Annotated in this window: 12 protein-coding genes and 2 riboswitches; of the genes, 8 read left to right on the plus strand and 4 right to left on the minus strand. The window is 40.7% G+C overall.

Annotation, left to right across the window (positions count from 1 at the left end):
- Positions 1-65: 65 nt before the first annotated feature.
- Positions 66-224: riboswitch (SAM riboswitch) on the minus strand.
- A gap of 165 nt (positions 225-389) precedes the next feature.
- The 6 genes from MHB83_RS11440 (at position 390) to MHB83_RS11465 (ending at position 5,438) form a co-directional block, all read left to right on the plus strand.
- The gene (locus tag MHB83_RS11440) at positions 390-1,580 is read left to right on the plus strand and encodes a pyridoxal phosphate-dependent aminotransferase (protein ID WP_050945172.1); all 1,191 of its coding nucleotides are present in this window, start codon (positions 390-392) and stop codon (positions 1,578-1,580) included.
- Between the two features lie 44 nt (positions 1,581-1,624).
- Positions 1,625-1,726: riboswitch (SAM riboswitch) on the plus strand.
- 102 nt (positions 1,727-1,828) lie between these two features.
- A complete protein-coding gene (mtnW, locus tag MHB83_RS11445) occupies positions 1,829-3,049 on the plus strand; it encodes a 2,3-diketo-5-methylthiopentyl-1-phosphate enolase (protein ID WP_284906287.1) in 1,221 nt (406 codons plus the stop codon).
- Positions 3,050-3,745, plus strand: coding sequence for a 2-hydroxy-3-keto-5-methylthiopentenyl-1-phosphate phosphatase (locus MHB83_RS11450; protein ID WP_335365032.1), 696 nt, complete (start codon positions 3,050-3,052; stop codon positions 3,743-3,745).
- On the plus strand, positions 3,709-4,347 hold the full coding sequence (locus MHB83_RS11455) for a methylthioribulose 1-phosphate dehydratase (protein ID WP_106032400.1): 639 nt from the start codon (positions 3,709-3,711) through the stop codon (positions 4,345-4,347). Before MHB83_RS11450 ends, MHB83_RS11455 begins: the two co-directional genes overlap by 37 nt.
- 16 nt (positions 4,348-4,363) lie before the next feature.
- Complete coding sequence (locus MHB83_RS11460; protein WP_003210925.1) at positions 4,364-4,894, plus strand: cupin domain-containing protein; 531 nt, start codon at positions 4,364-4,366, stop codon at positions 4,892-4,894.
- Positions 4,895-5,195: 301 nt separating this feature from the next.
- On the plus strand, positions 5,196-5,438 hold the full coding sequence (locus MHB83_RS11465) for an aspartyl-phosphate phosphatase Spo0E family protein (RefSeq protein WP_050945168.1): 243 nt from the start codon (positions 5,196-5,198) through the stop codon (positions 5,436-5,438).
- 47 nt (positions 5,439-5,485) lie between these two features.
- On the opposite strand, the gene MHB83_RS11470 is transcribed toward MHB83_RS11465, so the two are convergent.
- Positions 5,486-6,991: an ATP-binding protein gene (locus MHB83_RS11470; protein ID WP_034619953.1), complete on the minus strand. Its 1,506-nt coding sequence runs from the start codon at positions 6,989-6,991 to the stop codon at positions 5,486-5,488.
- Between the two features lie 204 nt (positions 6,992-7,195).
- Here MHB83_RS11470 and MHB83_RS11475 point away from each other — a divergent pair, with 204 nt between their 5' ends.
- Positions 7,196-7,651: a MarR family transcriptional regulator gene (locus tag MHB83_RS11475; RefSeq protein ID WP_003211701.1), complete on the plus strand. Its 456-nt coding sequence runs from the start codon at positions 7,196-7,198 to the stop codon at positions 7,649-7,651.
- A 29-nt stretch (positions 7,652-7,680) separates the two neighbouring features.
- Here the strand turns inward: MHB83_RS11475 and motB are convergent, their stop codons facing one another.
- The 3 genes from motB to MHB83_RS11490 all read right to left on the minus strand — a co-directional run bounded on the left by motB (position 7,681) and on the right by MHB83_RS11490 (position 11,715).
- Positions 7,681-8,445, minus strand: a complete 765-nt coding sequence (gene motB / locus MHB83_RS11480; protein WP_003211671.1) for a flagellar motor protein MotB — start codon at positions 8,443-8,445, stop codon at positions 7,681-7,683.
- The gene (gene motA, locus MHB83_RS11485; protein WP_003212085.1) at positions 8,438-9,232 is read right to left on the minus strand and encodes a flagellar motor stator protein MotA; all 795 of its coding nucleotides are present in this window, start codon (positions 9,230-9,232) and stop codon (positions 8,438-8,440) included. The genes motB and motA overlap by 8 nt, the downstream gene beginning before the upstream one ends.
- A gap of 374 nt (positions 9,233-9,606) precedes the next feature.
- A complete protein-coding gene (locus tag MHB83_RS11490) occupies positions 9,607-11,715 on the minus strand; it encodes an ATP-dependent Clp protease ATP-binding subunit (protein ID WP_342496332.1) in 2,109 nt (702 codons plus the stop codon).
- Between the two features lie 244 nt (positions 11,716-11,959).
- Here MHB83_RS11490 and MHB83_RS11495 point away from each other — a divergent pair, with 244 nt between their 5' ends.
- The gene (locus tag MHB83_RS11495) at positions 11,960-13,003 is read left to right on the plus strand and encodes a hypothetical protein (RefSeq protein ID WP_335355804.1); all 1,044 of its coding nucleotides are present in this window, start codon (positions 11,960-11,962) and stop codon (positions 13,001-13,003) included.
- The last annotated feature ends 4 nt before the right edge of the window (positions 13,004-13,007 follow it).

Raw genomic sequence — 13,007 nt, forward strand, 5'->3', positions numbered from 1 at the left:
AATCATATAAAAAAGCCTCTTTCTCCTGAGAGAAAGAGGCTTGATGGTGTGTATGCTCAAAGCCTCTCTTATCTCTCAGCACATACGTCTGATGGAATTAGCACCGTGCCCTATAAGACAATTGTCTTGGCGCTTACTTGCTGCGCCCCACTTCACAGTGGTATTAACGGTCGGTTGCTGTTGGGGTCAAAAGGCCAAATCCCTCGCCCAACTCTCGATAAGAGAAATCAATATGTCATTGTCTCGTGTCTGTTTGCATTTCTTAATTCAAGATATTATCAGAGCTGCGCTTCACATGTCAATCCTTTTTCAAAATTGCTTTACAATTCGTAAAACAATCCATTACAGTATTTGTATTGCTACGTAACTTGAATAGAAGGTGAAGAAAAATGGAATTCCAGCAATCAGATGTATTGAAACAATTACCGACACAATTTTTTGCATCCCTTGTCCAAAAGGTCCAGAAAAAGGTGCAGGAAGGCGCAGATATTATTAATTTAGGGCAGGGAAATCCTGACCAGCCAACTCCCGCGCACATTGTAAAAGCCATGCAGGAAGCGGTATTAAAACCTGAAAATCATCAATACTCGTCATTCCGCGGAACAGCGAAATTAAAAAAGGCTGCCGCTGCCTTTTATGAAAGAGAATATGGTGTCACGCTTGATCCGATGAAGGAAATTGCGATTTTATTTGGCGGGAAAGCGGGGCTTGTTGAGCTGCCGCAATGCCTGCTGAATCCCGGTGATACGCTCCTTGTTCCAGACCCAGGTTATCCTGATTATTGGTCAGGTGCCGTACTTGCTGGAGCTCAGATGGTGACGCTGCCGCTTCTTGAACAAAATGATTTTTTACCTGACTATGACAGGTTGCCTGAGGATGTTAAGGAAAAAGCAAAGTTGATGTATTTAAATTATCCCAACAATCCGACAGGTGCCACGGCAAGCCGTTCATTTTTTGAAGAAACCGTTACATTCGCAAAAGATCACAAGCTCTGTGTTGTCCATGATTTTGCCTATGGCGGCATTGGGTTTGATGGGGAAAAGCCAATCAGCTTTTTGCAAACAGATGGAGCGAAAGAGACAGGAATTGAAATATACACATTGTCTAAAACGTATAATATGGCCGGCTGGAGAGTAGGTTTTGCAGCAGGAAATCCGTCTGTTATTGAAGCGATTGAGCTTTATCAGGATCACCTGTTTGTTTCACTGTTCAAAGCCACTCAAGATGCGGCAGCGGAAGCTTTGTTAAGCGACCAAACGTGCGTACAGGTGCAAAATGATCGATATGAGAATCGGCGAAATGTGTGGATTGCTGCCTGCAAGGAGATTGGCTGGGAGGTCACTGCACCAAAGGGGTCGTTTTTTGCTTGGCTAAAGGTGCCAGAAGGATATACATCTGAATCTTTTGCTGGCGTATTATTAGAGAAAGCACATGTGGTTGTGGCGCCGGGGAATGGGTTTGGTACTCACGGTGAAGGATACGTGAGAGTAGGACTTTTAACAAATGAGGAGCGGTTAAAAGAAGCCGCTCGGCGAATCGATTCCTTGAATCTGTTTGAAAATAAGCCATTGACAACATGAATAAACGGTGCGATAATTCAGACAATATTTAAGAAAATTGAATATTCTTATCAAGAGTAGGCAGAGGGACTAGCCCAATGAAGCCCGGCAACCGACTTCCATGAAGCACGGTGCTAATTCTTGCAGCAAGCGCTGAGAGATAAGATTCGGATGAATGACACGAAACAACCTCTTTAAGGCGCTGATAAAGCACTTGGAGAGGTTTTTTTATTGACCATATGCATGACGCAATCGAAAGGGGATTCCTAGTGAGTGAATTACTGGCAACATACGTATTAACACATCGAGAGGATGAACAAGTAAACCGAAAAGCGGAGCAGATCGCGCTTGGTTTAACAGTTGGATCATGGACGGATTTGCCGCAGCTCAAAAAAGAGCAGCTTCAAAAGCATAAAGGCCGGGTGGAAAAGGTATCAGAAAAGTTTGCTCCAGCCGAAAATGGCCTATATCAATCTGAGGTGACCATTGCTTATCCTGAGGCTAACTTTTCAGCGGATATTCCGGCCGTTTTGACGACGATCTTTGGAAAGCTTTCACTAGATGGAAAAGTGAAGCTAATCGACATTCAATTCTCGGATCGATTGAAAAGAAGTCTGCCAGGACCGGTATTTGGAATTGATGGCATACGAAAAAAAGTAGGCGTGTTTGATCGACCTTTGTTGATGAGTATTTTTAAAGGTGTCATTGGCCGTGATATGGCAGATTTAAAAGAACAGCTCCGTTTACAAGCATTAGGCGGCGTTGACTTTATCAAAGACGATGAAATTTTATTTGAGAGCCCACTAGCCCCTTTTGAAGAACGAATCAAAGAAGGAAAAAAGATATTAAAAGAAACATATGAAGAGACAGGGCACCGAACGCTATATGCCGTTAATTTAACAGGCAGAACCTTTGAACTAAAGGATCGAGCAAGAAAGGCAGCTGAGCTTGGAGCAGATGCACTCTTATTCAATGTTTTTGCCTACGGGTTAGATGTCATGCAAAGCTTAGCTGAGGATCCAGATATTCGATTGCCTATTATGGCCCATCCCGCAGTAAGCGGCGCTTTGACATCATCGCACGAATATGGATTCTCCCATTCTCTTCTTTTAGGTAAATTAAATCGATATGCTGGCGCTGATTTGAGTCTTTTTCCCTCACCGTATGGGTCGGTCGCACTTCCGAAAAAAGATGCCTTTGGAATCTATGAAGCTTGTGTAAAAGAGGATTCGGTTCAAAAAACGTTCCCTGTTCCGTCAGCAGGCATTCATCCTGGAATGGTTCCAGTTTTGATGAAAGATTTTGGACTCGATCATGTGATAAATGCTGGTGGAGGAATTCACGGACATCCGCGTGGAGCCATCGGCGGAGGGAAAGCATTTCGATCGATCATTGATGCGGTGATACATGGAGAGTCGATCCAAGAGAAGGCAGCTTCTTGTCAAGATTTAAATGCAGCACTTGAACTATGGGGAAGGGTAGCAGAATAAATGAAAAAACCAATTGTATGTTGTGATTTTGATGGAACCATTACGAAAAATGATAATATCATTCGCATCATGAAACACTTTGCACCAAGCGAATGGACGAAGCTGAAGGACGATGTTCTCACAAAGGAGATCACCATTCAAGAAGGCGTCGGGCAGATGTTTCAATTACTGACGAGTGATCAAAAAGAAGCCATTCAATCGTTTATTTTAGAAGATACAGAGATTCGAGAAGGATTCAAGCAATTTGTTGATCATGTGAAAAAGGCTGATATTCCCTTCTATGTGCTAAGCGGCGGGATGGACTTCTTTGTTTATCCCATACTCGAGGGCATTGTGGATCGAGACGATATTTATTGCAATCATGCGTCATTTGGGGAAGAGCATATTCAGATTGAATGGCCGCATGCCTGCGATTCGCAATGTCAAAATGGCTGCGGATGCTGCAAGCCGTCAATCATTCGAGAGCTGACCTGTGAGAATGACTTCATTATCATGATTGGAGATTCAGTCACCGATGTGGAGGCGGCAAAGCATGCGGATCTCACATTTGCGCGTGACTACTTGCTAAACGAATGTAAAGAGCTCGGGCTTGTCCATCTAGAGTATGAAACATTTCTTGATCTTAAAGCACAATTTGATCAAATAAAGGAAGTGAAGGAATGGCAGACGCAAAGAGCAAGCGCTGGCAGGAGCTAGCAGACGTCAAACGTGAACTGGCACAAAGAGACTGGTTTTACGGAACAAGCGGCAATTTATCGATCAAGGTGTCGGATGATCCAATCACGTTTTTGGTGACGGCAAGCGGTAAAGATAAACGAAAAGAAACAGATGAAGACTTTGTTTTAGTAAATGCAGCAGGTAAGCCTGTTGATCCGAACGAACCGCTAAGACCATCAGCTGAAACTTTGCTTCACAACTACGTGTATGAGCAGACGAATGCAGGCTGCTGTCTCCATGTTCATACAATCGATAATAATGTGATGTCTGAGCTGTATGGGGATAAGGGCGAGGTTCGTTTCAAAGGAAACGAAATCATCAAAGCGCTTGGTTACTGGGAAGAGGAAGCAGAAGTGTCGTTACCGATTATTGAAAATCCAGCCCATATCCCGCATCTTGCAGCACAATTTGCAAAGCATCTCACTGAAGAGTCGGAATCAGGTGCTGTGCTCATTCGAAATCACGGCATCACAGTCTGGGGAAAAACAGCCTCAGAAGCAAAACGAGTATTAGAGGCGTATGAATTTTTGTTTAGCTACCACTTGAAATTAACGCTTTATCAAAAGCAGCTTGTCACATAAAAAGGAGGAAAAGCACATGGCGACGATTTTGATTCATAACGAAGAGAACACATTACTTGAAAGCGAGCAAGAGGTGGCAGCCTATTTAGAAAACCAAGGGGTCATTTATGAGCATTGGGATATTGCAAAGCTGCCAAACCGATTATCAGAAAAGTATGATTTAACAGATGAGGAAAAGGAAGAGATTTTGACTGTTTTCCAAAAGGAAATCGAGAGTATATCTGAAAAACGAGGATACAAAGCGCAGGATGTGATTTCATTATCTGACGCCACACCAAACCTAGATGACCTGCTCCAAAATTTTCAGCGTGAGCATCACCATACAGATGACGAAGTACGCTTTATTGTAAGCGGACATGGAATCTTTGCCATTCAAGGTAAGGATGGCGTCTTTTTTGACGTGAGACTGAATCCAGGCGATTTAATTTCTGTTCCGCCACATATTCGTCACTATTTTACACTTCAAGAGGATCGAAAAGTGGTTGCCGTTCGCATATTTGTCACAACTGAGGGCTGGGTGCCAATTTACGAGGAAGAAAAGGTTTAATGACAAAAGCTGATCATTCCGCATGAGGCGGAAGATCAGCTTTTTTTTAGGGAAATAGACATAAAATGAGAAAGAAAATAGTTGATTTTGATCTTCTACATAGGATAAAATTCTGTTTAATCCATGTGTCAGTCCTGTCCAAATTTGAAGTTTACCCCCAAATATGATTGGGTAAGAGGTCTTTAGGCTGTAAAAAATTAAATAAAATTAGCATATTTAATTTAATTTACAAATAAAGTATAATTTTGGTGTCGGATCATTTTGAGCATAGACAGTCGAATTCATTGCGGGAGCTGAGATCATGAATATTTATGTAAGAAAAGAACAATTGCTAATGTCCATTGATGAGAAGAGAAAACAGATGGTAGAAGCTGCTCAAGCAGAAGGCTACACTGGTGAGACGACAATTAAATATAGTCAAGAACTGGACAACCTGATGAATGAGTATCAGCATCTCCTTTTTCATGAGAAACAATCTGCCCCCTCCTTTCATGATCTTGTAACTCAAATGAGTCTTCTATCTGTGAACCGTCCCTCTTATTGAAATGAAAAAACCGGTCTTGCCTAAGCAAAACCGGCTGAATGTTTCAGCTATGCTGAGTGAGCAGAAGGAAGCATGATCATGACGGTTGTTCCTTTATTCACTTCGCTCTCGATATCAATTGTTCCGCCATACATCGAAATGATTCGTTTACACACAACAAGCCCAAGACCTGTCCCTTTTTCCTTCGACGTAATAAAAGGGAGGAAGATATGTTTTAACATTTCTTCTTGTATGCCCTCGCCTGTATCCTTCACTTTAATAATGACATGTTCTTTTTCAGCCTCAATCAAAATCTTCAAATGACCGCCATTTGGCATCGCTTCTAACGAGTTCTTCGCTACATTTAATACGACTTGTTTAATGTGATCCTTTGTGCAATATACCCCAACATCTTGAATCGTATTAATTTGCAAATCAACCTCAACATTATAAAGGTTCGCCTCAGAGAAAACGATCGGCATGATCTCACTGACAATTTCTTTGACAGAGTTATTCTGCCATTTTTCTGCCGTTGGTTTCCCTAATACAAGAAACTCACTGACGATTTGATTGATTCGTTTAATTTCTTCTTCAATGACAGAAAAATAGAGCTGATCTTCTTCAGAGTGATACTTCTTTTGCAAAAGCTGTATAAATCCACTAATCCCTGTTAATGGGTTGCGAATTTCGTGTGCCGTACTTGCTGCGAGGGTTCCGATTAATTCAAGCTTTTGCGCTTCATTTTGGTGACGCTCCTGCTGGGTTTGACGCCTTAAAATAACATATTGAACAAGTGTGAATAAAATATTTAATAAAATAAAAGCACTGGATAAAGGGATCAGCATAACAGACAGCACTTCACCTGTAGAAGCGCGTTGCGGATAGACCTCTAGCTTCCAGCTGTTTTCATCTAAATATGTAGACACGGTGCTGCCATTTTCTGATGCTGGCTGTGGACCACTTGTAAACACGACATGTCCATTTTGATTCAGCATCTTAAAATGAAGATCAGGGTTCAATACATTCATAATATTTCTTAAATAATCAATTTGAATGGCGGCGACTAGCACATTGGTGACTTCTTCGTTTTCATCCAGCACAGGCACGCAAATGGAAAGAATCCGCTGTTTTGTAATTCGGCTCACATAGTTATCTGTGATCACCGTCTGCTTGGTCACTTGAATGCGCTTAAAGTAATCTCTGAATGATAGGTTGATTTTTTCCTTTAATGGTGTGGTGCTTACTGTTACATTTCCTTTTTTGTCTAGGAGATACAGGCCTGAAAAACGAGGTTCTTGTTTATAGATTTTCTCTAGGATGTTTTTTACTTTTTTCGTCTCAAGAGGCTGGTCAAATCCCATGGCAAGTGATGTTAATCTCGCTTCTGTTTCACTAATTAAATAATTCATTTGGTTTTTGTGAATATTTAACATAAGTGTAGCAGTTTGTTTGTTTTTTAAGTCGATTTTTTCCGTTTCTTTTTCATAGATAAAATAACTAATGATTAGGGTTGGAATCATGACCAAAATAAGGTACAGCCTGATCTTCTTCCAAAACCCTTTCAGTATACTCATCATTCATCGCTCCAACGTATTACCTAATAGACTTATTATAGCATTGAACCTATGTTTATTACGATGACTTGTGTGATTTTTAAAAAATTAGGTGATTCGTTCTGGTCTCATTTTCATGCTAAAGATAGATCAAAATGTTGACATTTTACTTATTGTTTATTAATGTCACATTAGTGGGGTGTATTTCATAAAGGATGATAAAAAATGGAAAATCATAATGTTGAAAAATCTTTGAAATTATTTATTGTATTATCACGTGCCTATCGCTCAATTAATCATCACATGAACAAACATATTGTGAAGCACGGGCTGAATCCGACTGAATTTGCAGTATTAGAATTGCTGTATCATAAAGGGGATCAGCCGCTTCAGCAAATCGGTGATAAAATTTTACTTGCAAGCGGCAGCATCACGTATGTGGTCGATAAATTGGAGAAGAAAGAACTCCTTAGTCGTAAGGCTTGTGCAGAAGACCGCAGGGTCACATTTGCGCATATTACCGAGCAGGGACGAGCTTTGCTTGATGATATCTTCCCAGATCATGCGAAAGAAATTCATGAGATGATCAGTGTCCTGAGCGAAGAAGAGAAGGATGCCTGCATTGACATGCTTAAACATGTGGGACTGCGTGCAAAACATTTATATGATCATAAAGAATAAATAAAAAAGGAAGCCGAGGGCTCCCTTTTTTATTTTGCTTTTTTCTCAATCGGTAAAATAAGTACTTCTACGCGTCGGTTTTTACTTCTGCCTTCTGCTGTGTCATTTGAAGCGATTGGCTTGAATTCACCGAAACCTTTTGTACTAAAGTTTTCTTGGTTTAAATTGCTGTTCTCAAGAAGAATACTCAAAAAGTTTACAGCACGTATGGCACTTAAATACCAGTTGGATTCAAATTCTGAATTTCTGATCGGAACATTATCAGTATGTCCGCTAATGACGATGTCACGAGCGGGGTTAATGACGAGTAGTTTTGAGATTTCCTTTGCTAACGGGACATCTTGAGGGCGAATAATCGCCCGGCCAGAATCAAAGAAGATACTGTCTTCTATCGTAATGAGCAAACCTTCGTCCGTGAGCTTTGTTTCGAGCTTAGCTCCAAGTTTCTTATTGGCAATGAAGGAATCCACTTGCTTTTTGACCTTTGTGAGAACGGCATGATCTCGAGCTTTCGCTTGAGCTTCTTCATCCTCTTCAGCTGCTTTTTTGGTCTGGTTGCTATTTTCAGTTTCTTCAGTGCTTTGCATGCTGGTTTGATCCATGACACCTGTACCGCCCGTAAAGACGACATTAAAAGACTTGGCCATCTGTTCATACTTTGCCGCATCAATCGAACTTGATGCAAAAAGCACAATGAAGAGAGCGAGTAGAAGCGTCAGAAGATCGGCATAAGGGATCAGCCAAGATTCATCTACATGGTCATCGTGATCATGTTTTTTACGTTTCCTAGCCATTTTGTTTTTCTCCTTCTTCAATGACAAGATTTGCACGTTCTTTCGCTGGTAAGTACATGAGAAGTTTTTGTTCAATCACTTTTGGAGATTGACCTTCAAGAACAGAAAGGATCCCTTCGATCATAATTAGACGAAGTTTTACTTCTTCCTTTGATTTACGCTTTAGCTTGTTGGCAAATGGATGCCATAACACATACCCAGTAAAAATCCCAAGCAGTGTGGCAACGAAGGCTGCGCTGATTGCATGTCCAAGTGCTTCAATATCTCCCATGTTAGCAAGTGCAGCAATAAGTCCGACAACGGCGCCAAGTACACCAAGCGTCGGAGCGTATGTACCGGCTTGTGTAAAGATTAATGCGCCTGACTGATGTCTTTCAGACATGGCGTCAACTTCCTCTGTTAAGACGTCGCGAATAAATTCTGCACTTTGACCGTCAACCGCCATGCTTAAGCCGTTCTTAAGGAAATCGTCATCTACTTCCTCAATGCTAGCTTCTAATGCTAAAAGACCTTCACGACGCGCAATTTGTGCCCAGTTTGAAAAAAGAGGGATCATTTCTTGAATCGTTGGAAGCTTGTTGTCTTTGAAAATTTTGCCGAACAATTTTGGTGTTTTCTTAATTTCACTAGATGGGAATGCGATGACAACAGCTGCAATCGTCCCAACCACAATGATCAATATAGCCGCTGGGTTGATAAGAGCGGTTAGACTTACACCTTTCAGAACCATACCGACACTCAGTGCAATAAATGCTAAAATAATACCTATTAACGATGTTTTGTCCATTATCTCACCAAATCCTTTAACTATCTTTTTCTATAGTTAATATCGGTGTCTTCTAGAAGGGTTTTAGTCTGAATATCAAATTAAGGCAGTTTCTGTGAAGAATTTTTGACGAAAGCGCTTTCTATTACCTTAAAAAAGAAACTCCCTCTGATATAAAGGGAGTTTCTTTTTAATTTCTTTGAGCGGTTTCAATTAAAAGCAGCTCTTTTAATTTTTCCTCATACATGATTTTGACAAGATCATAGCTCCAATTCATCATGTGATCCACCTCTTTTTCTTTTATCTTAAAGGAATAGAGGCGGGGGAGCGTCGGCGTGCGGATGGAACTTAGACACCGCAACATGATGGAGCTATAGATCCTTCTTAAGATGTACTTATCCTTTTTTTACGACAATTTCGTTATCTTCAACTTCTACAGTAAATCCTGAAAGCTGTTCTTCTTCAAGCAATATTTCTGTCATTTGATCTTCAACATGCTCTTGAATGGTTCTTCGCAGTGGACGAGCACCAAATGCAGGATGGTATCCAAGTTCTGCAATTTTTTCTTTCGCTTCATTTGTCACATGGACTGTTAAATTTTGCTCTTTTAATTGTTCTGATAGCTCATTGAGCAAAAGATCCACAATCTTCACCAAATCATCTCGATCTAATGAATCAAACTGAATGATGCTGTCAAAACGGTTCAAGAATTCTGGCTTGAAATAGGCGCTGAGTGAATCAATGAGTGATTGCTCCTCAATTGCTTCTTCCTGATCAGACTGGAAGCCGACTTTGACCGTTTTATCTGTGCTGCCTGCGTTACTTGTCATAATAATGACCGTATCTTTAAAGCTGACGGTTCTACCTTGGCTATCTGTTAACCGGCCATCTTCCATGATTTGAAGGAACATGTGCTGCACATCAGGGTGTGCTTTTTCGATTTCATCCAGCAAAATGATGCTGTATGGTTTTCTGCGTACTTTTTCCGTCAGTTGACCCGCTTCATCATGTCCAACATAACCAGGAGGAGAACCGATGAGCTTAGATACTGAGTGTTTCTCCATGTACTCACTCATATCTAAACGGATGATCGCATCTCTTGAACCAAATAATTCTTCAGCTAGTGTTTTTGACAATTCGGTTTTCCCGACACCTGTTGGTCCAACGAATAGGAAGGAGCCAGTTGGTCTATGTTTCGATTTTAAGCCGGCTCTGCTTCTCTTCACAGCTTTCGCTACCTTTTCAACCGCATGTTCCTGACCGATCACTCGTGCTTTTAAGCGGACGTCAATTTCTTTCATTTTGGTTTGTTCGTCTGCTTGCAGTTTGCCGACAGGGATGCCTGTTTTTTGTTCCACAATGGCTTGAATGTCTTCTGCTGTGACGACATGTTCTTTGTCATTTGTTTTGTTTTGAAGTCTAGCTTCAATGGCCTCTTCTTCATCTCGAAGCTTCGCTGCTTTTTCGTATTGTTCTTCTTTTAAAGCGACTTGTTTTTCATCAGCAATTTCTCTCAGACGATTTGTTAGTTCATCTTCACTTGCTGCATCAATGGAGAGGTTCGCTTTTGAACCTGCTTCATCCATTAAATCAATGGCTTTATCCGGTAGATGACGGTCTTGAATATACCGGGAAGATAATTGAACACACGCTTGAATGGCTTCGTCTGAATAGGTGACGCCATGGTAGCTTTCGTACTTATCTTGAATGCCTTTTAAAATTTCGATCGCTTCAGCTTTTGTTGGCTCATCTACAATGACGGGCTGGAAGCGTCGTTCAAGTGCGGCATCTTTTTCAATTTGACGATATTCTTTTAATGTCGTCGCACCTACTAGCTGGAGTTCGCCTCGTGCAAGGGCTGGTTTTAAGATGTTTCCAGCATCCATTGACCCTTCGGCAGATCCAGCGCCTACAAGAAGATGGATTTCATCTACAAATAAGATAATATTTTTACGGCTTTGCAGTTCTTTGATTAACTGCTTCATTCTTTCCTCAAATTGACCACGTATCCCTGTATTCGCTACAAGGGAGGAGACATCTAATAAATAGATTTGTTTGTTCTTTAATTTATTTGGTACATCGCCACTTGCAATTTTCAATGCAAGTCCTTCAGCAATCGCTGTTTTCCCAACACCTGGTTCACCAATGAGGACAGGATTGTTTTTATTTCTTCTATTTAAAATCTCAATGACTCTTGCGACTTCTTCATCACGGCCGATAACTGGATCAATTAAACCAGCATTTGCGCCATCTGTTAAATTGCGGCCAAGTTCATCAAGTAAGCCTTTTTGCTTTGGCTGCTCTACGTTTTGCGTATGTCCTGCTTGCTCTTGCCCAGAGAAGAATGAGCTTCCTCCGAACAATTGAGGTCCCATTTTCATTTTTGATTGCTCCATCAAAGAGGTGTAGCAATCTTCACATAAAACCATTTGGCTCCGGGATGAATTCACTTGCATATTCAGGCGAATTGTTGCTTCATTTACTTGACAATGTTGACAACGCATTTGCCATGACCTCCTTATGATAAAAGTTTGACTTTATTTGACCAATGAATGTTAAAGAAAATGGTCTGTTGTTTGACCATCTTTGACTATAGTATACTCTGACCTATTTTGACTTTCAACTGTTTTGCTCAAAGGCGGGTGAAAATCCTTTTTTGCATTTAATCATGGTTTGTCCTTCTTTTCAAGGAACTTGTCTCATAGGATAAAAAAAGACAATCGAAAGTGATGGGTGCGGAGGGGTCACATGAAACGTTCAAATGAATCCGCTTTTCAGCTTGCCTTTGTATATGTAGGAACAGTGGTTGGAGCTGGGTTTGCGACCGGAAAAGAAATCGTAGAATTTTTTGTTCGTTTTGGCTGGATTGGATTATTCGGAATCTTGATTAGCGGCGCTATTTTTACTGGACTTGGGGCAAAAATGATGCTCATTTCTAAACGAATTGAAGCAGAGTCTTATCAAGATATGAACCGGTTTCTATTTGGCGCAGCTGCAAGCAGGTATATTAATGTCGTCATGTTTTTTATTTTATTAGGCGTCACTTCAGTGATGATTTCTGGCGCAGGTGCTATATTTGAAGAGCAGCTAGGCATATCGAAGGAATATGGGATCTTTTTGACGATCATTCTGAGCGTAATTGTGCTTTTGAAAGGATCAAAAGGATTATTTGGTGTCAATGTTCTCGTCGTCCCAATGCTTATTTTCTTTTCAATGATTGTGTTTCTTGATTCATTCGTTTTTAGCAGTAGTGAAAGTTATGTTCTTGCGCTGCAAATGGGTGAGGGAGAGTGGATTTTATCAGCTATCTCATATGGTGCTTTTAATTTGGCACTTTCTCAAGCAGTGTTAGTGCCCGTCGCAAATGAAATGACCTCTGAAGCGGTGATTAAAAAGGGAGCTGTGCTTGGGGGCGTCATGCTGACAATTATTTTATTTGTATGCTTTTTATCTCTTTCTTCATTAGATATGCTGGAGGCGTTTGATATTCCAATGGCTCAGGTCGTGTATCAAGTAGCAAATTCCATTCACCTCATTTATTTATTTGTGATCTTCGGCGAAGTCTTTACATCCGTCATAGGCAATTTATATGGACTTGAGAGACAAGTGAGGGCGTATATACGAATGAACAGTGTCTTGACAATATCCCTTATTCTCTTATGCTGCTATGTGATTAGTAAAATTGGTTACGGTACATTGATATCAACAGTTTATCCTATTTTTGGCTATGTGAGCATCTTTTTTATCCTCTTTCTTTTTCTAAAAAAAGTGCCTGCATCACATGATAATTAAAGGA

This window comes from Bacillus sp. FSL K6-3149 (genome assembly GCF_038630515.1).
Classification (GTDB): domain Bacteria; phylum Bacillota; class Bacilli; order Bacillales; family Bacillaceae; genus Bacillus; species Bacillus pumilus.